This window comes from Actinoplanes sp. NPDC051405, from assembly GCF_055586185.1.
Genome location: NZ_JBVJIR010000002.1, coordinates 1 through 17,938, shown reverse-complemented (window position 1 = coordinate 17,938; position 17,938 = coordinate 1). Strand labels below are relative to the sequence as shown.

At 73.0% G+C, this 17,938-nt stretch carries 17 protein-coding genes; 9 read left to right on the top strand and 8 right to left on the bottom strand.

What is annotated here, in order from left to right; all coding sequences use genetic code 11:
* Position 1 precedes the first annotated feature (1 nt).
* From ACZ6S4_RS04430 to ACZ6S4_RS04420, 3 genes are read left to right on the top strand one after another with little or no spacing between them, the layout of a single operon-like run.
* Entirely contained in the window at positions 2-544 is a 543-nt protein-coding gene (locus ACZ6S4_RS04430; protein WP_465473524.1) for a hypothetical protein, read from the top strand.
* Between the two features lie 31 nt (positions 545-575).
* Positions 576-1,007, top strand: a complete 432-nt coding sequence (locus ACZ6S4_RS04425; protein WP_465473523.1) for a helix-turn-helix domain-containing protein — start codon at positions 576-578, stop codon at positions 1,005-1,007.
* Positions 1,008-1,012: 5 nt separating this feature from the next.
* The gene (locus tag ACZ6S4_RS04420) at positions 1,013-1,423 is read left to right on the top strand and encodes a VOC family protein (protein ID WP_465473522.1); all 411 of its coding nucleotides are present in this window, start codon (positions 1,013-1,015) and stop codon (positions 1,421-1,423) included.
* Here ACZ6S4_RS04420 and ACZ6S4_RS04415 read toward each other — a convergent pair.
* The 3 genes from ACZ6S4_RS04415 to ACZ6S4_RS04405 form a co-directional block, all read right to left on the bottom strand.
* Positions 1,404-3,080: an alpha/beta hydrolase gene (locus tag ACZ6S4_RS04415; RefSeq protein ID WP_465473521.1), complete on the bottom strand. Its 1,677-nt coding sequence runs from the start codon at positions 3,078-3,080 to the stop codon at positions 1,404-1,406. The genes ACZ6S4_RS04420 and ACZ6S4_RS04415 overlap by 20 nt on opposite strands.
* A 99-nt stretch (positions 3,081-3,179) precedes the next feature.
* On the bottom strand, positions 3,180-3,317 hold the full coding sequence (locus ACZ6S4_RS04410; protein WP_465473520.1) for a hypothetical protein: 138 nt from the start codon (positions 3,315-3,317) through the stop codon (positions 3,180-3,182).
* A gap of 108 nt (positions 3,318-3,425) precedes the next feature.
* Positions 3,426-4,211, bottom strand: a complete 786-nt coding sequence (locus ACZ6S4_RS04405) for a thioesterase family protein (protein WP_465473519.1) — start codon at positions 4,209-4,211, stop codon at positions 3,426-3,428.
* Positions 4,212-4,566: 355 nt separating this feature from the next.
* On the opposite strand from ACZ6S4_RS04405, the gene ACZ6S4_RS04400 reads away from it, so the two are divergent.
* From ACZ6S4_RS04400 to ACZ6S4_RS04390, 3 genes are all read left to right on the top strand, one after another.
* Complete coding sequence (locus ACZ6S4_RS04400) at positions 4,567-7,353, top strand: helix-turn-helix transcriptional regulator (protein ID WP_465473518.1); 2,787 nt, start codon at positions 4,567-4,569, stop codon at positions 7,351-7,353.
* 89 nt (positions 7,354-7,442) lie between these two features.
* Positions 7,443-9,674: a M4 family metallopeptidase gene (locus tag ACZ6S4_RS04395; RefSeq protein WP_465473517.1), complete on the top strand. Its 2,232-nt coding sequence runs from the start codon at positions 7,443-7,445 to the stop codon at positions 9,672-9,674.
* Between the two features lie 255 nt (positions 9,675-9,929).
* Entirely contained in the window at positions 9,930-10,175 is a 246-nt protein-coding gene (locus tag ACZ6S4_RS04390) for a hypothetical protein (RefSeq protein WP_465473516.1), read from the top strand.
* A gap of 59 nt (positions 10,176-10,234) precedes the next feature.
* Here ACZ6S4_RS04390 and ACZ6S4_RS04385 read toward each other — a convergent pair whose 3' ends face one another.
* The 5 genes from ACZ6S4_RS04385 to ACZ6S4_RS04365 all read right to left on the bottom strand — a co-directional run bounded on the left by ACZ6S4_RS04385 (position 10,235) and on the right by ACZ6S4_RS04365 (position 14,731).
* Entirely contained in the window at positions 10,235-11,233 is a 999-nt protein-coding gene (locus ACZ6S4_RS04385) for a TerC family protein (RefSeq protein ID WP_465473515.1), read from the bottom strand.
* Between the two features lie 104 nt (positions 11,234-11,337).
* Positions 11,338-12,108 (bottom strand): dioxygenase family protein, encoded by a 771-nt coding sequence (locus tag ACZ6S4_RS04380; protein ID WP_465473514.1) that lies wholly within the window; start codon positions 12,106-12,108, stop codon positions 11,338-11,340.
* Between the two features lie 63 nt (positions 12,109-12,171).
* Entirely contained in the window at positions 12,172-13,011 is an 840-nt protein-coding gene (locus tag ACZ6S4_RS04375) for a DUF1501 domain-containing protein (protein ID WP_465473513.1), read from the bottom strand.
* Between the two features lie 89 nt (positions 13,012-13,100).
* Complete coding sequence (locus ACZ6S4_RS04370; protein ID WP_465473512.1) at positions 13,101-13,388, bottom strand: hypothetical protein; 288 nt, start codon at positions 13,386-13,388, stop codon at positions 13,101-13,103.
* A 53-nt stretch (positions 13,389-13,441) separates the two neighbouring features.
* Positions 13,442-14,731 carry a DUF1800 domain-containing protein gene (locus ACZ6S4_RS04365; protein WP_465473511.1) on the bottom strand — a complete coding sequence of 430 codons (1,290 nt, stop codon included), beginning with the start codon at positions 14,729-14,731 and terminating at the stop codon, positions 13,442-13,444.
* Between the two features lie 336 nt (positions 14,732-15,067).
* Between ACZ6S4_RS04365 and ACZ6S4_RS04360 the strand changes: the two genes are divergently transcribed.
* The 3 genes from ACZ6S4_RS04360 to ACZ6S4_RS04350 are packed head-to-tail and all read left to right on the top strand — an operon-like array spanning position 15,068 to position 17,833.
* A complete protein-coding gene (locus tag ACZ6S4_RS04360) occupies positions 15,068-15,715 on the top strand; it encodes a GOLPH3/VPS74 family protein (RefSeq protein WP_465473510.1) in 648 nt (215 codons plus the stop codon).
* A gap of 31 nt (positions 15,716-15,746) precedes the next feature.
* Positions 15,747-17,249, top strand: a complete 1,503-nt coding sequence (locus ACZ6S4_RS04355) for an APC family permease (RefSeq protein WP_465473509.1) — start codon at positions 15,747-15,749, stop codon at positions 17,247-17,249.
* A complete protein-coding gene (locus ACZ6S4_RS04350) occupies positions 17,246-17,833 on the top strand; it encodes a GNAT family N-acetyltransferase (protein ID WP_465473508.1) in 588 nt (195 codons plus the stop codon). Before ACZ6S4_RS04355 ends, ACZ6S4_RS04350 begins: the two co-directional genes overlap by 4 nt.
* Positions 17,834-17,938 lie beyond the last annotated feature (105 nt).

Genomic DNA, 17,938 nt, shown 5'->3' with positions numbered 1-17,938 from the left:
CGTGACTCCTTCTTCCGACGACACCGCCGTCCTGTCCGCTGTCCCGGCCGTTCCCGAGCCCCTCGACGACCGCGACGACGGCCTGGCCAGTGCACTCGCCAAGGCGGCACCGCGGCGCTGGTGGAACCGCGGCACGCTGGTGCTGGGCGCGTTCGCGTTGCTGCTGGGCGGCTTCCTCGGCGGCCTGGAGGTGCAGAAGCACTACGGCACCAGCACCACCGCCGCGACGGCCGGCCGCGCCGGTGCCCGGACCGGCGGTTTCCCCGGGGGAGCGTTCGGTGGCGGCGCGGCCCCCACCGCGGCCGCGACCGCTGCCGCCGGGCCGACCAGCGGCAAGGTCAAGCTGGTCAACGGCACCACCATCTACGTCGAGAAGGCGGACGGCGAGGTGGTGACCGTACGGACCGGCGCCGGCACGACGGTGCAGAGCGCCACCAAGGGCAAGCTCAAGGATCTCAAGGCCGGTGACACGGTCAGCGTCCAGGGCACGGCCGACACCGAGGGCACCGTCACCGCGACGACCGTCACGGAGAGCAAGGGCTGACCCGGCCGGTGATCCGTGGTGTCATGGCCTCGTGAACCGCGCTGTCGAGCAGAGCAACCGCCGGATGCTGCGGGCCCGCGACGCCATGGACCGCGCGTACGCCCAGCCGCTGGACGTCGCCGCCCTGGCCCGGATCGCCCACGTATCGCCGGCGCACTTCACCCGTACGTTCCGGGCCACCTTCGGTGAGACGCCGCACCGCTACCTGCAGCGCCGCCGGGTCGAGCGGGCGATGTTCCTGCTGCGCGAGACCGGCGGCAGTGTGACCGACATCTGCTTCCGGGTGGGCTTCGGCAGCCTGGGCACGTTCAGCCGCACCTTCCGCGACATCGTCGGCCGGTCGCCGCGCGACTACCGCCGGCAGGTCACGGCGACCGGCGTGCCCACGTGCTTCACCAAGGTGTGGACCCGGCCGAGTGAGCAGTTTCGGAGAAGTTCCGCACCGGCCGGGCCGCTAGCGTGAGGCCCATGTTCACCGCGATCACCCACTCCCAGATCTACGTCCTGGACCAGGACGAGGCCCTCGACTTCTACGTCGGCAAGCTCGGGCTGGAGGTCAGCTCCGACGTCGACCTCGGCTTCATGCGCTGGCTCACGGTGCAGGTCCCGGGCCGCCCGGAACGCCAGATCCTGCTGGAGAAGCCGGGCGGTCCCTCGATGTCCGAGGAGACCGCCCAGCAGGTCCGCGAGTTGCTGAGCAAGGGCGCCACCGGCGGGCACCTGATCTTCAGCACCGACGACTGCCGCAAGACCTACGAGACCCTCAAGGGCCTCGGCGTCGAGTTCACCGACGAGCCCACCGAGCGCCCGTACGGCATCGACTGCGGCCTGCGCGACCCGTTCGGCAACGCGATCCGGTTCACCCAGCCGTTGTCCTGAAGGAGCGGCGTACGGCCTCGGGCACCACGGCGGAGCTGAGTGCGGACGCGGCGGACGCGCTCAGCGCCGAGGCCGGCGCCGGATCGAAGGGTGAGCCTTCCGGCCGGCACACCGTGCCGGCGGCCGGCACCCGGCTGGTCAGCAGGTACTGGGTCACCTTCGTGTCCACGCACGTGTTGCCGGCGATGAAGTAGGCGCCGTGCCCCCACCCGGCGTAGGACAGCAGCCGGGAGTTCGGCAGCAGCCGGGCCGCCGCGACAGCGCCCTGGTAGCGGGTGGCCGGGTCGAAGTAGTTGCCGACAACCAGCACAGGCGCCGAGGTCCGGGCCGTCCACGGGCCGAGGTGCCGGTCCTGTCCGGCGGTGCGCGGCCAGGAGCCGCAGGCACTCCAGGCCCAGTTCCAGATCCGGCCGAAGTAGCCGTAGCGCTGCTCGGCGCGGTCGGCGGACCGCTGCCAGTCCGCCAGGGACCGCGGGTTGACGGTGTCGGAGCAGGTGACGCCGGGAGAGCCCTCCACGTCGTTCGGATACTCCTCCTGCGGCTGGGCGGCCAGGCCGAGCCCGGCGCGGACGGTGGCGAGCCGCTGCCCGAGGACGGCCGGCGTCAGCTGATCGTGCACGGCGTCGAGGAAGAACGCCAGGTCGGGCCAGATCTGCGGGCTGTACAGGGCGCCCAGCGTGGTGGCGATCAGGTCACTGTGGGAGAAGGTGTAGGTCTCGCCGGAGAACGGGTCGACGATGGTCGCCGGGTGCCCGCGCAGACGGTGCGACAGCTGCGCGTACCGCTTGCTCGCGTCGCCGGAGAAGGCACAGTCCGGACCGGCCGCGTCGCACAGCCGGAAGAACTCGCCGAGGGTCCGCCGGGCGCCGTCGGCGCTGGCGATCCGGGTACCGACCGGCACGGTACGGGCATCGCGGCCGTGCCCGGTGGACCAGGCCACGGGATCGACCACAGCATCGATCACCAGGGCGCGGACCCGGGACGGGAACAGGTTGGCGTAGTTCTGGCCGAGCAGCGAGCCGTACGAGTAGCCGAGATAGCTCAGCTTCTGGTCGCCGAGCACCTCGCGCAGCAGATCCATGTCGCGGGCCGCGTCGGCACTGGACATGTGACTGAGAATGGCCCCGCCGTGCCGGGCGCAGGCGGCGGCGAGCTGGTCGTCCGACACCCGCTGCCGCCGTTCCTCGGCCGTGGTCTCCGGGTACGCGAACGGCGGCAGCACCGCGATCGCCTGCTCGTAGGTGTCGAAGCAGCGCAGCGGTGTGCTCCGGTAGATGCCCCGCGGATCGAAGCCGACGATGTCGAAGCGGGCCCGAACCTCGGCCGGCAGACTCCGGGCCACCGCGCGCGCGAAGTCCACACCGGACCCGCCCGGGCCGCCGGGGTTGAGCAGCAGCGAGCCGATCCGCCGCCCGGGATCGGCGGCGCGCAGCCGCAGCAGCGAGATGCCGATCTGCACGCCCCGCGGCCGGTCGTGGTCCAGCGGGGCCGGCACGGTGGCGCACTCGAACCCGTCCTCGCACGCCGCCCACGCCACCCGGGGTGCGGGCGCGGCGGCGGCGTGGGCCGGGGAGTACGGAACCGTGGTGAGGGCGGCGGTGACGGTTGCGGCGGCAGCGATTGCGATTCCGCGGCGCCATTGCTTCGGATGGGTCATGAGCACTCCCGTGACGGGTCCAGTGACTGACTACCTTCGCGAGCTCCGCCGCCGAGGATAGTCGTCACTGTCTATATGGGTCACGGCTCTCGCCGGCGGCTACCAGGGCCAGTCGGCGACCAGGCCCTGGACGCGTTCGCCGGGCCGGACCACGAACACCTCGTCGGCCGAGTCGTCGTAGACGAGCTGGGCACCGGCGACCGGCGTGAGCGCGCGCATCGCCGCCAGGACCGCCATGCGTCCGGCTTACGCGCTTCCCGTGGCGCCGACCGTGAACCACGGCGTCCCGGTCCGCCATGCCGTCCTCGGCGAGATCGTGCACTGGCACGGCGTACATCGACCAGCTCACCGCCGCGGCGCCGGGCGGACCGTCAGGATCTGCTCCGCGCGGCCGACCGGCCCGTCCACGTCGTGCAGCGTCGTCGTGGTCAGGCCGTGACCGCGCGGCCCGAACACCACCGACGTGTCCAGGCCGACCCAGCGCCCGCGGGGCTGCCGGTGCAGGTGGATCGACAGGTCCAGGTTGGGGAAGAGCCATTCCTTGGGGGACTCGCGGATCGCGATCCCGTTGGCCGTGTCCACCAGAGCCAGGTAGCTCGCCAGGTCGCTGACCGGCTCACCGGCCAGCAGGTCCAGCCCGGTGGAGATCCAGGCGGTCGTGCGGCCCGGCCGCACCGGGCCGATCGGGCGTACGTCCAGCGTGGTGATGAACTCGCCGGGCCACGCGTCGGACATCGGCCACCTCGGCACCGACCCGGGGCCGGGCAGCGCCGGGGCCCCGCCACCGGCCACCCCGGCCGTGTCCAGCTCGGCCAGGCGCCAGACCCGGGCCCGTACGGCCGGCCGGCTCCGGGCGATCACGACGGCTTCCAGGAGCTCGATGGTGCGCCCCGGCCGTACCGTCTCGACGTGGATCTCGAAGTCCTCCAGCTTGAGCACGCCGAGGATGTCCATGCTGACCCGGGCGACCACCAGGCCGTCGGCGCCGCGGGCGGCGGTGAACTGCTCGACCGCGTGCACGATCAGGCCGGTCATCGGGCTGATGTGCTGCTCGTCGACGGCCCAGGCGCCGCCGGTCGCGGCGGTCGGCCGGAACCGTCCGTCGCCGGCCCGCTCGAAGTAGCTGATCATTGCCTGACCCTACGGGCCGCGCCGGGCGTGGATCCGGCCGCCCGGGGACCCGCGGCCCGCAAGAACCGGGGCGCCGGCCGGGTCCGGCCGTAAGAAATCACATATGCGCAAGCATTGATGCTTGGCGGCCGGGTTCCTAGGCTGAGCATGCTCGATCAGGCCAGGGGGGTGTTTCGTAGATCATGGCGTCGCCGAGGCGAGGTCCAGGTTTCGGGTCGCAAGCGGGACGGAAGGCCGGATACCCGGGTTGTATCCGGCCTTTCGGCCCTCGCCGCGAGGCGGAAGCTGGGCCAGGCGCAGGCCGTCATGATCTACGAAACACCCCCTAGCTGGGGAGTCGGCCCTGGATACGCGCGTGCAGCCCGGCACGCCCACCCTGTTCGGCCGGGCGTCGCTGCTGGCCGCGGTCGAGGCCCGGCTCGGCGCCGGCGGCGGGGTGGCGTTGCACGGCCCGGAGGGCATCGGCAAGACCGCTCTGCTGGACGCTGTCGCCGCCGCGGCCTCCGCGCGGGGAGAGCTGGTCGTGCGGCTGCGGCCTGCGCCTGCCGAGCGCCGTCTGCCGTACGCGGGCATCGCCGACCTCGTGGCGCAGCTGCCGCCGGCGTCCCTGGCCGCCCTGCCACCCGCCCACCGCACCGCCCTGGCCGTGTTGCGCCAGGGCACCGCTCCGCGCGCGGGTGCTCCCGCCCTGGCCCGCCGTCTCGTGCTGCCCGGCCTGCTCGCGCACTGCGCCCGCGCGCAGTGTGTGCTGCTCGTGATCGACGACGTGCAGTGGCTCGACGCCGAGTCCGCCGAGCTGATCGGTTTCGCCATGCGCCGGCGCCCGGGTCCGCGGGTGCGGGTGGTCGCCGCCCAGCGGTTCCCCGACCCGGTCGGGCGGCACCGGGCGGCCCGGCTGTGTCCCGCGCCGGTCGCCGATCTGCTGGTCCCGCCGCTGGCCGCCGACGAGCTGACCGGGTTGCTGGAGGCGCGTGGCCTGCCCTGCCGGACGGCCAGCCGGTTGCACGAGGCCAGCGGCGGCAATCCGTTCCTGGCGCTGGCCCTGGGCGGGGCGGTCACCGCCGGTCCCGCCTGGCGGCCCGCGCCGCTGCCCGAGCCGGCCCGGGCGCTGCTGCGGCGGCGCCTCGACGCGCTGCCCGCGCCCGTCATCGGCACCCTGCTCGTCGCCGCGCTGGCCACCGAGCCGACCGTCACGGCGCTGATCCGGGCCGGTCACGAGGACGCGGACCGGGATCTGCGCGCCGCCGCGACCGCCGGTCTGATCGAGGTGCACGGCGGGACGGTCCGGTTCGTGCCGCCCGCGCTCGCCGCCGTGCTGGCCGAGGACGCCGGGGCGGCCCGCCGGGCCGGGGTGCACGACGCGCTGGCCAACGCGGCGCTGGACGAGACCGACAACGTCCGGCACCGGGCGCTGCGCAGCGGCCGGCCGGACGCCGATGTGGCCGTCGATCTGGTCGCCGCCGCCGAACGGGCGCTGGCCCGCGGCGACGGTCGCACGGCCGCCGAGCTCTATCAGCTGGCGGCCGACCGGTGCCCGCGCAGCCTGGCCGCCGAACGCTTCGACTGGCTCGCCGCCGCGGCCGGCACGGCCCTGACCGCCGGGGTGCCGGCGCTGGCCGGGCGGGCTGCCGAGGCGCTGCTGGCCGCCGCCGACTCGCCGGCCCGGCACCGGGTCACCGCCCGGCTGGTGCTGATCGATCTGGCCGGCCAGGCGCTCGCCGACATGGGGGAGACGTTCGCCGCCGCGTTGCACGAGGCCGGGGACGACGTCACCCTGATCGGGCCGGTGCGGTTGCGGCTGACCTGGGCGGCGATGCTCGCCGGCGATCCGGGCACGGCGGCGGACTGGGCGGTGGGCGCGGCCGCGGCGGCGCGGCAGGCCGGTGACGCGGCGACCGGGGCGATGGCGCTCAGCGCGCTCGCCCAGATCCAGCGGATCCGCGGCGAAGCGCGCTGGACGCGGACGCTGGAGCAGGCCCTGGCGCTGCCGGCCCCGCAGGCGCCCGGCTGGCTGCACATGGGCCCGCGTTACCTCGCCGCGCGTTTCGCCATGGTCGACGACCGGCTCGACGAGGCCCGCGCCGAACTGCTCACCCTGCTGGCCCTGGCCGAGCACGACCGCACCGGGGAGGCCCTGGTCGAGGTGCTGCGCAGCCTCGCGGAGGTGGCGACCCGGGCGGGCCGCTGCCGCGACGCCCTGCGGTACGCCCACCGGGCTGTAGCCGCCGCCCAGCGGGCCGGGCTGAGCCCCGGTCCGACCTGGTACACCGCGGCGGTGGCCGAGCTCGCCGGGGGCAGCCTGGCCGCCGCAGCCGGGTACGCCCGCCGTGGGGTGCGCGCCTCCGAGCAGGAGGGTGACAGCCTCTACCTGCGCCGCAACCTGCACGCCCTGGGCCAGGCCGAGCTGCGCGCCGGGGAGACCCGGGCCGGGGTCGCGGCGCTGCGCCGGCTGCGCGAGCCGGCCGATGGTGCGACCGATCCGATGATCGTGCGCTGGCGCGGTGATCTGGCCGGTGGGCTGGCCGCGCTCGGGGAGCACGACGAGGCCGCGCGGATTCTCGCCGAGGCGCGGGCGGCAGCGACCCGGCTGGGCGAGAGCCCAGGTGTCACCGGCTATCTGGACCGGGCCACCGCTGTCGTGCTCTCCGAGTGCGGTCAGGCCGACGCGGCGGTCGAGCTGTCGGCGGCCGCGGCGGCACATTTCGCCGAGTTGCGCCAGCCGGTCGAGCAGGCCCACGCGTTGCTGGTGCAGGGTGGCGCCGAGCGGCGCCGGCGCCGGTATGCGGCCGCCCGGGTGGCGATCGGCGCGGCGCTGGCGCTGTTTCTGGCCGCCGACGCCAGGCCGTGGACCGAGCAGACCGAACGGGCGCTGGCCCGCACCGAGGGCAGTTCCGCCCCGCCGGCCGACCTCGGGCTGACCTCGACCGAGGCGCGGATCGCCGGGCTGGTCCGCGACGGCGCCAGCAACCGGGAGATCGCCAATCAGCTGTACCTGAGCGTCAAGACGGTCGAGGCGACCCTCACCCGGGTCTACCGCAAGCTCGGCGTACGCTCGCGCACCCAGCTCTCGTCCCGGCTGCCGGCGGCCGAACCCGCACCGACAAGGGTTTTCCCTGATTCGGTGACGGTCGTCGATGCATAGCGTCACTGCTCAGTCAGCCTGGTGCCTCCCGACCCCGGGACACCGCGCCCAGGCCTCGCCCTGACCGGGTCGAGTTAAGGAGTACGAGCGTGGGACGTCAGAAACTCATCACAGCCTCGGTGGCCCTGGCCACCGGCGCGGCGCTGGCGCTGGCGGCGACGCCCGCCGGCGCGAGCCCCCAGCAGGCGCCCAGCCCCAGTCCCGCCCCCGCGGCCCTCGCCGCCGCCTCCGCCGACAGCCTCGTCGACAGCGCCGGCAAGGCCACCACGCTCCGGCGCTCCGCCGGTGACGACCTCAAGCGCACCGGTGTCGTGCAGGGCACCCGCGGCCTGCAGTACGTGACCTACGCCCGCACCTTCAAGGGCCTGGCCGTGGTCGGCGGCGACGTCGTCGTCACCACGGACGCGGCCGGCACGGTCAAGGACACCGCGGTGGCCGAGACCGCCGCCATCTCCGTCGGTACCACCGCGAAGATCACCGCGGCCCGGGCGGCGGTCATCGCCAAGAGCCGGCTGGCCAAGGTGGAGAGTGCCGGTACGCCCGAGCTCAAGGTTCTCGCCGGGGAGAGCCCGAAGCTGGCCTACGAGGCCGTCGTCGAGGGCCGTACGGCGCAGAACAAGCCGAGCAACCTGCACATCTTCGTCGACGCGGCCACCGGCGCGGTGCTCGACGAGATCGACTATGTGCGTGAGGGTTCCGGCAACGGCTACTACTACGGCAACGTCACCATCAACACGTCGGGCTCCGGCTCCTCGTTCTCCATGACCGACTCCACCCGTCCCGGCCTGAAGTGTGGCGGGCAGAACGGGTCGGCGTACACGGGCACCGACGACGCCTGGGGGACCGGCGCCGGCACCAACCTGGAGACCGCCTGCGTCGACGCCCTGTGGGGCGCGCAGCGTGAGGTCGACATGTTCTCTTCCTGGTTCAACCGCAACGGCATCCTGGGCAACGGCAACACCCCGCCGATCCGGGTCGGGCTCGCCGACGTGAACGCGTACTGGAACGGCTCGTACGTCAACTTCGGCCACAACCAGGCGAACACCCGCCAGGCCACCCCGATCGACGTGGTCGGCCACGAGCTCGGTCACGCCGTCTTCCAGACCACGCCGGGCGGAGCGGGCAGCGGCAACGAGAACGGCGGCCTCAACGAGGCCACCGGCGACATCTTCGGCGCGCTGACCGAGGCCTACGCCAACAGCCCGCTCGACCCCCCGGACTACCAGGTCGGCGAGGAGGTCGACCTGGTCGGCCAGGGCCCGATCCGGTACATGTACAACCCGTCGCTCGCCGGCGACCCGAACTGCTACTCGTCGTCGATCCCGTCGACCGAGGTGCACGCCGCGGCCGGTCCGCTGAACCACTGGTTCTACCTGACCGCCGAGGGCTCGAACCCCACCAACGGCCAGCCCGCCAGCCCGACCTGCAACTCGAGCACGGTCACCGGCCTGGGCATCCGCAAGGCCGGCGAGATCTACTACAACGCGATGCAGTCGAAGACCTCGACCTGGAAGCACGCCGGGGTCCGGACCGCGACGCTGGCCGCCGCGAAGAACCTGTACGCCCCCAGCTGCGCCGAGTTCAACGCCGTCAAGGCGGCCTGGGCCGCGGTCAGCGTCCCCGCGGTGAGCGGCGAGGCCACCTGCAGCACCGGTACGCCGGCCAACGACTTCTCGGTGTCGGTGTCGCCCACCTCGGGCACCGTCGCGGCCGGCTCGTCGGCCAGCACCACCGTGGCCACGGCGACCACCTCCGGTTCGGCGCAGAGCGTGGCGCTGACCGCCGCCGGCCTGCCGAGCGGGGCGACCGCCTCGTTCAGCCCGGCCTCGGTGACCTCCGGCTCGTCGTCGACGCTGACGATCAGCACCACGGCGGCCACCCCCTCGGGCAGCTACCCGATCACCGTCACGGGCACCGGCTCGGCGACGCACACCGCCACCTACACGCTGACGGTCACCGGCGGCGCCGGGGGCAGCTGTGCCGGCACCAACGCCACCGATGTGTCCATCCCGGACGCCGGGTCGGCCGTGACCAGCACGATCACGATCGCCGGCTGCGCCCGGTCGGCGTCGTCGGCCTCCACCGTGGCGGTCACCATCGTCCACACCTACCGCGGTGACCTGGTCGTCGACCTGGTGGCGCCGGACGGGACCGCGTACCGGCTGAAGAACAGCAGCAGCTCGGACAGCGCGGACAACGTCGCCACGACGTACACGGCGAACCTGTCCGCGGAGGCCGCCAACGGGGCCTGGAAGCTCCAGGTCCGTGACGTCTACAGCGCCGACACCGGCTACATCAACACCTGGACCCTGACTCTCTGATCCGAAGCACCACTCCGGAGGCCCGCGGCGAGTGCCGCGGGCCTTCGTTGTGTCCGGGAACACGGCGCGCCGGCGCAATAGTCTGACCAGGACATTGGCTACGCCGAGTGACCTGGACTACAGATATCCGGTGGTCCCCATCACTTCTGTAGCGAGGGTTTTACCTGGTCGGTTTGTTGTGGAAGCCCGCAGTGGGGATGGTTGTTGCAGGAAGCGACGACGCTTTCGCCGTCACTCATCGTGAGGAGAAGGATCATGCCTTTCATCACCCAGCTGCGCGACGTCCGCGTGAACCTGGCGAACCGTCGCACCGAGCGGACCGCCCGGCGCCGGCTGAGCGCCGAGCTCGCGGCCTTCCAGACCCCGGCCGAGCGCGCCGAGCTCGACTTCATCCTGGGCCGGCACACCCAGGAGGAGACGCGGGAGATCCGCGAGATCCTCAACCAGCAGGACTACGAGCGACAGCGGGCCGGCAGCGGCCTCGGCGGTTATCGCGGCTGACGCTGAGCACCGGACACAGGAACGGCCCCGGCACTGTCGCCGGGGCCGTTCTTGCTGGGTCAGTCCTGGTCGGACCGGTCCTCGCGGGCGCGCAGGGCGCCCGCGTGCGCGATCGTGTCCGGGTCCTTGCGGACCTTGATGAGGCTGGCCACGGTCGTGATGATCAGCACCGCGACGATGACGCCGAGCGAGACCGGGGTGCTGACCTCCGGCACCGCCGTGCTGATGTCCTTGTGCGCCCAGTGCAGCACCAGCTTGACGCCGATGAAGGCCAGGATGATCGACAGTCCGGTGGAGAGGTAGACCAGCCGGTCCAGCAGGCCCTTGACCAGGAAGAACAACGCCCGCAGGCCGAGCAGGGCGAACGCGTTGGCGGCGAAGACGATGAACGCCTCCTCGGTGACGCCGAAGACCGCGGGGATCGAGTCGAGCGCGAACAGCAGGTCGGCGCTGCCGATCGCGATCAGCGTGATGAACAGCGGGGTGGCCGTCCGCTTGCCGTCGATGCGGGTGAACATCTTGCCGCCGACGAAGTCCTTGGTGACCGGGAAGAGCCGCTTGGCCCCGCGCACCACGGCGTTGTCGGGATCGGGGTCCTCGTCGCGGTGCCGGAACAGCTGCACCGCCGTGTAGATCAGGATCAGGCCGAAGATCAGGAACATGAACGAGAACAGCGACAGCAGCGTCGCGCCCAGCGCGATGAAGATGACCCGCAGCACCAGCGCGATGATGATGCCGAAGGTCAGCACCTCCTGCTGGTACTTCTCCGGCACCGCGAAGGTGCCCATGATGATCACGAAGACGAAGAGGTTGTCGACCGACAGGCTCTTCTCGACGATGTAACCGGCGAAGTACTCCGTGCCGTAGTCCCAGCCGGCGATCGCGGCGAAGACGAAACCGAACGCGATCGCGATCGCGATGTAGAAGACCGACCAGGCGGTGGCCTCACGGAAACCGACGGCGTGCGGGCGCAGCACACCGAGGGTCAGGTCGAGGGCGAGCAGGGCGACGATGACCGCGATGGTCAGCGTCCAGCCGAGCGCGGTGACCTCCAGCATGGGGAAGGAACCTCCGGGCGTGAGTCAGCAGGGGCGGTTGGCGGAATGTACCCACAAGGTTCCCTGGTCAGGCTGGGAAGATCCTGAATCCTCGCGCCGGTGGCTCAGGCGACCTGGAACGAGCGCTTGGACAGCCCCATCCAGAATCCTTCGATGGGCTGCTCCGGGCTCCGCTCGGGGTCGGCCGCGGCGCCCAGGGTGAGGAACATCGGGGCGAAGTGCTCGATCGTCGGGTGCGCGTACGGCATCCCGGGCGCCCGCTTCCGGAAGTCGGCCAGCTCGTCGATCGCCCCGCGGGCCAGGGTCTCGGCCGTCCAGGCGTCGAAGTCCCGCGACCAGCCCGGCGCCGCCGCCTCCGGCCGGAAGTCGCGCAGGAACGGCAGCCCGTGGGTGGTGAAGCCGGAACCGACGATGAGCACGCCCTCCTCGCGCAGCGGCGCCAGCCGGCGGCCGATCTCCAGCAGCCGGTCGGGCTCGAGGGTGGGCAGCGACATCTGCAGCACCGGGATGTCGGCGTCCGGGTACATGACCGTGAGCGGCACGTACGCCCCGTGGTCGAGCCCCCGGCCGGTACGCGTGACGCGCTCGCGGTCGGGCATGAGCTTCTCGATCCGCGTGGCCAGCTCGGGCGCGCCGGGCGCCCGGTACTGCACCTCGTAGTAGTGGCGGGGGAAGCCGCCGAAGTCGTAGACCAGCGGCACCGTCTCGGTGGCGCCGAGCATCAGGGGCGCCGACTCCCAGTGCGCGGAGGCCATCAGGATCGCCTTGGGCCGGGGCAGGTCCCGGGCGAGTTCCTGGAGCTGGCCGACCCAGGTGGGATCGTCGACCAGCGGCGGCGCGCCGTGGCTGATGAACAGGGCGGGCATGGCGCTCATGGAAACCTCCGAGCTTGACGCTTCAACTAACAGGCTCCACGATACGGAGCTTTAGTTGAGTCGTCAACTAAATGTGAGACGGCCGCGCCAGCCGTCCAGGATCCGTTCCGGGTCGGCGCCCAGCACGTCGGCGAGCAGCATCGCGTACACGTCCCGGAAGTCGACCGTGTGGCGCAGGTCGCCGTCGTCGAGGTCGGTGAGGCTCGGCGCCGCGCCGTACAGGCCGCCCTTGATGCCGGCGCCGAGCAGCAGGACGTTGGAGGCGGTGCCGTGGTCCGTGCCGTCCGAGGCGTTGGCCTTGACCCGGCGGCCGAACTCCGAGTAGACCGCGACCACCACGTCCCGCCCGGCCTCGGTGCCGGCCATCCGCTCCACGAAGGCCGCCAGCGGCTTGTCGAGCTTGGTCAGCAGTGCCTCCTGGGCGGTCTTCTCGTCGGCGTGCAGGTCGAAGCCGCCGAGCGACACCGAGTAGACCCGGGTGGCCGCACCCGCCTCGACGCAGCGGGCCACCAGGGCGAGCTGCTGGTCCAGCGGCGGTGCCTGGCCGCCGGTCGCGGTCGCCTGACCCTCGTCGTCGTCCTCCGCCTCGGCCGCGACGTCGGTCATCAACCCCTGCACCCGGACCAGGTCGGCGAAGCAGGCCGCCGCCCGTGCTCGGGCCGGCGACTCACCGGCGGCCGCGGTGCCGAACCCGTCGAGGACCGGCTTCGTCACGCCCTTCGGCAGGGTCAGCGCTCCGCCGGGGACGGTTGCTCCCGCACTGGTGGCGCCGGCCAGCAGCGGCGGCAGGACCGGCTCGAACGAGATCGCCAGCCGCGGGTCCCCGCCCGCGGTGTCCAGCCACCGGCCCAGCCAGCCGGTGGTGCCGGGGCGCTCGGGGGCGGCCGTCTGCCAGATGTCCATGGAACGGAAGTGGCTGCGGTCCGGCTTCGGGTAGCCGACGCCGCGGACGACGGCGAGCCGCTGGTCGCCGTACAGTTTGTGCAGGCCCTTCAGTCCGGGGTTGAGCCGGAACCGTCCGCGAGCGCGAGCACCTGCCCCTCGTCGTAGGCGAGGCCGGGCCGGGCCGCGGCATAGGCCGGATCCGCGTACGGGATGACGGTGTTCAGGCCGTCGTTGCCGCCGTAGAGCGTGACCAGCACCAGGATCTTGCCGGGCTCCCGGTCTCCGGCGGTGGCGAGGATGTCGCGCAGGGCGTAGGCGGAGCCGCCGGCCGCGAGCGCGCCGGCCCCGACGACGCCGCTGGCGGTCAGGAATCGGCGCCGGGTGATCGTGTCCATGGTTTCGCCTTCAGTCCTTTCAAGGGTGGCGGAGGGGCGGTCGGACGGTCCCTTCAGTGGACGGCGTATTCGGGGCTGGCCAGGCCGAGGGCGAGCAGCCGCCGCGGGTCCGCCGCCGCGGTCCGCAGCACGGCCGCGGTCCGGTCGGTCCAGGCGTCGACGACGAGCAGCCGTGCCAGCGCCTCGACGCGGGCGTCCCGCCCGGTGTCCGCGAGTTCCTCGACCGTGGCGCCGGCCAGCGCGGTCAGGGTCTGGCCGTGCTGGAGCCGGGACCGGGTCGACGAGGTCGTCAGCCAGGCCGCGCCGACCGGCCAGCCGCCCACGCTCGGCGGCCGGAACGGCACCTGCCCGAGCGCGCGCAGACCGGCGAGGAGCTGCTTCTGCTTGTTCTCCGGCAGCTCGGCCACGTTGATGCCGAGCTGCCGGACCGCGCCGACCAGCCACTCGACCGGCTGCTTGACGAGCTGCCCGGCCGTCGCCGCGAAGGCGGGATCGGTCGCGAGCGCCCGCAGCATGGCGCTGGTGCCGGTGCGGCCGGCGGCGGTCAGCCGGGCGGTGGTCTCCGGCCCCGGTGCCGTGCCCGAGCCGTAGCGCACCCAGAGGCGCTGGGCCAGGAAGGGCGCGTGCGCCGGATGCCGGACCAGCAGGTCGGCATAGGAGTCGACGTCGAAGCGGCCGGTGCTGCCGAGCAGGGTGACCGGCGAGTCGTCGTGGCGGCGGAGTAGCAGCTCCGCGGTGCCGGCCGCCCGATCGACCTGCCAGCCGGTGAGCACCCGGGCCCCGGCCTTGACGTCGGCCTCGCCGTAGCTGCCGACGCCGAGGGTGAACAGCTCCATCAGCTCCCGGGCGAGATTCTCGTTCGGTGCCTTGCGGGTGTTCTTCTGCCCGTCGAGCCAGAGGATCAGCGCGGCATCACGCAGCATCGCCCGGACCAGTGGGCCGGTCGCCCCGCCGCCGTAGCGCCGGAGCGTCTGCTGCTGGGCGAGCATCAGCGGCGCCGAGCGGACCTTCTGGGCCGACGTCGCCCAGTGGCCGTGCCAGAAGAAGGTGAGCTTCTCGGCGGCGCCGGACTCCGCGGCCATCCGGGCCAGCCACCATCGGGTCGCGGTGGTGAGCTGGGCGCGGGCGGTCTGCCGGGCCTTCTGCTTCTCCTCGCGGCCGGCGCCTTTCGGCGGCGTGCCGCCAGGAGCCAGGTCGGGCAGCTCGACGGTACGGCCGGTCGGCTCGAGCACGCTGTCCAGCGTGGCGCCGGCCCCCGCGCGTTCGGCCGCGTCGACCTCGGCGGCCGTCGGCCCGAAGGTCAGCCGGCGCAGGAGATGGGACACCGCGACACGTTCGGTCATGCTGCCGACGGTAGGGCCGGCGGGTAAGCGTTCGGTAAGGGTCGCGTTCGGGCCGGGTTCGCGTTCGGCAGATGAAGACGATGTTAACTTTCTCGATCTCACGAGCGGCATAACAGCAGCTCAGCGTGGTCGTGCAGGATGCATTTCGGATCCGGCCACTCTGGACATTGCGCGTCGCCCGGGGCGCTGGCAAGCTACGCGGTGTTGCTTGGACGCCGCTGACCGTAACCGGTCGTGGCGCCGCCGTCATGCCTCGGTCAGCATGCCCTCACCGCCCGTCATCACGGCCCGCGGTCGCTCGGCCGTGTCCGCGTACGAGGGAAAGGAGACCGTCGAGTGGCGACCACCCAGCTGCCGCTCGCCGACGACCTGTACCTGGCCGCCCACGACGCCGCCCGCGGCCGTTGCCTGCTCACCCCGGCCACCCTCGGCCTCGGCCTGGCCGCCGGCCTGCTCGGCGAGCTGGTCTTCTGGCGCCGCCTGGAGCTGTACGACAACCAGGTCACCGTGCTCGACGACCGGCCCACCCCGGAACCGGCCACCGCCGCCGTCCTGGAGCAGCTGCTGCGCGAGAGCCACCACCGCCAGATCCGCGACTGGATCGCCTTCCTGGCCACCGGTGTCTCGACCGAGCTCGTCGAGCGGCGCCTGGCCCGCGCCGGGCTGGTGCGCCGGGTGGAGAAACGCGGCCTGCTCGGCACCAAGGTCCGCTTCGTGCCGACCGACCCCGCGACCGCCGCCTGGCCCGGCACCCGGATCCGGATCGCCGCCACCCGCGGCGAGCTGCTGGACGGCCCCGATCTCGTGCTGGCCGGGCTGGTGCTGGCCACCGGCCTCGACCAGCACGTGCTCGTCACGCTCGAAGCCGGTGAGCGTGACCACCTGTTCGACCAGCTGCGCCGGCGGATGCCGGCCACGCTGCAGCATCTCGTCGGCCACGCAGAGGCCGCCGTCGGCGACGCCGTGATGGCCCGCCGCGCCTGACACCCCCTCCGTCCCGTTGGGAGATCCCCGAGTGCCCAGCACCTCCACCCCCGCCAGACCGAGCCAGCTCTCGACCGCCCTGGCCCGCGACCGCCTCGGCGTCGCCGCCGTCGTGTTCTTCGTGATGTCGGCCGCCGCGCCACTGACCGTCGTGGCGGGCGTCGTGCCCACCGGCCTCGCGGTCACCGGGCTCACCGCCATCTCCATCGCCTTCCTCGCCGTCGCGCTCGTGCTCGCCGTCTTCGCGGTCGGCTACGTCGCCATGGCCCGGCACATCGCCAACGCCGGCGCCTTCTACGCCTACATCGCCCGGGGCATCGGCCGCCCCTTCGGGGTCGGCGCCGCGTGGGTCGCGCTGCTGGCCTACAACAGCTTCCAGGTCGCCTCGTACGGCGGCTTCGGCGCGATCGCCGCCCCGCTGTTCGCCGACTGGTTCGGCGTCGACCTGCCGTGGTGGGGCATCTCGCTGGTGGCCTGGGCGCTGGTCGCCGTCCTGGGCGTCCGCGACGTCGCGGTCAACGGCAAGGTGCTGGCCACCCTGCTGGTCGCCGAGATCGTGCTCGTGGTGATCTTCAGCTTCGCCGACATGCTCACCCCCGACTTCGCGGCCTCGTCCGCCCCGCTCAACCCGGGCAGCCTGGTCGGCGCGGGCGCGGGGGCGCTGCTGGTCATGGCCGTCACCGGCTTCGTCGGTTTCGAGCAGTCCGTGGTGTTCAGCGAGGAGTCCCGCGACCCGCGCCGTACGGTGCCCCGGGCCACGTACATCGCGGTCGCGCTGATCGCGGTGCTGTACGCCTTCTCCGCCTGGGCGATGATCTCCGCCGCCGGGCCAGACCCGGTCGCCCGGGCCGGCGCCGAGGGCCCGGAGCTGTTCTTCAACCTCGCCTCCGACCGGCTCGGCGGCACCGCCCTGCACCTGGGCCACGCGTTGTTCCTGACCTCGCTGATCGCCGCGATGATCTCGTTCCACAACATCATCGCCCGCTACACCTTCTCGCTGGGCCGCGAGGGCGTGCTGCCCCGCGCCTTCGGCCGCACGGTGCCGGCCACCGGCGCGCCGAAGAACGGCTCCCTGGCCCAGTCGGCCGTGGGCCTGGCCGTGATCCTGGTGTACGCGCTGGCCGGCTGGGACCCGCTGGTGCAGCTGTTCTTCTGGGGCGGCACCACCGGCGGCATCGGCGTGCTGCTGCTGATCACGGTCACCTCGGCCGCGGTGATCGGCTACTTCGCCCGCAACCCCCAGGGCGAGGACGTCTGGCACCGCATCGGCGCCCCGGTGCTCGGCACGGTGCTGCTGCTGGTGGTGACGTACCTGGCGCTGACCAACATCGCCGTGCTGTTCGGCGTCGAGCCCGGTTCCCGGCCGACCTGGGTCGTCCCGCTGGCCTACGCGGTGCTGACCCTGGCCGGCGTGCTCTGGGCGCTGATCCTGCGCCGCGGCCGCCCGCAGGTCTACCGCGGCATCGGCATGGGCGCACGCAGCGCCGGCACCGGCCACTCCTTCCGCGACGCCACTTCGGAGGCCCACCAGTGACTCCCGTGATCCGCCCCGCCACCGAAGCCGAACTGCCGGCGGTCGGTGCCCTCATCGCCCTGTCCTTCGACGACCTGGAGCAGAACAGGTCGCTGGTCCCGGACCCGCAGTCCCGGCTGCGGGTGATGGGAGACTTCTTCACCCTGCTCACCGAGCACGCGCCGCTGTGCGGCAAGGTCGAGGTGATCGACGACCCGGCGGGCGGCCTGGCGGCGGCCGCGGTGTGGTTCGACCGTACGCACGAGATGCCGGAGATCCCGCACTACGACGAGCGCCTGGCCGCGCTGGCGGGGGAGTGGCTGCCGCACTTCCACGAACTGGACGAGCTGTTCGACAAGCACCACCCGGTGGACCCGCACTGGCACCTGGCCTTCCTGGCCGTTCATCCGGACCACCAGGGCCACGGCCTGGGCGGTGCGCTGATGGACAGCACCCATCAGGACCTGGGCGGCACGGCGGCGTACCTGGAGGCGACCAACGAGGACAACATCCGCCTCTACCGCCGGTACGGCTACACCGACATGATGCCGTTCGACATCCGGATGCCGGACGACACACCGTTCTACCGGATGTGGCGGGCCTGAGTCCCCCGGTCGTGGGGGGGGGGGGGGGGGGGGGGGGGGGGGGGGGGGGGGGGGGGGGGGGGGGGGGGGGGGGGGGGGGGGGGGGGGGGGGGGGGGGGGGGGGGG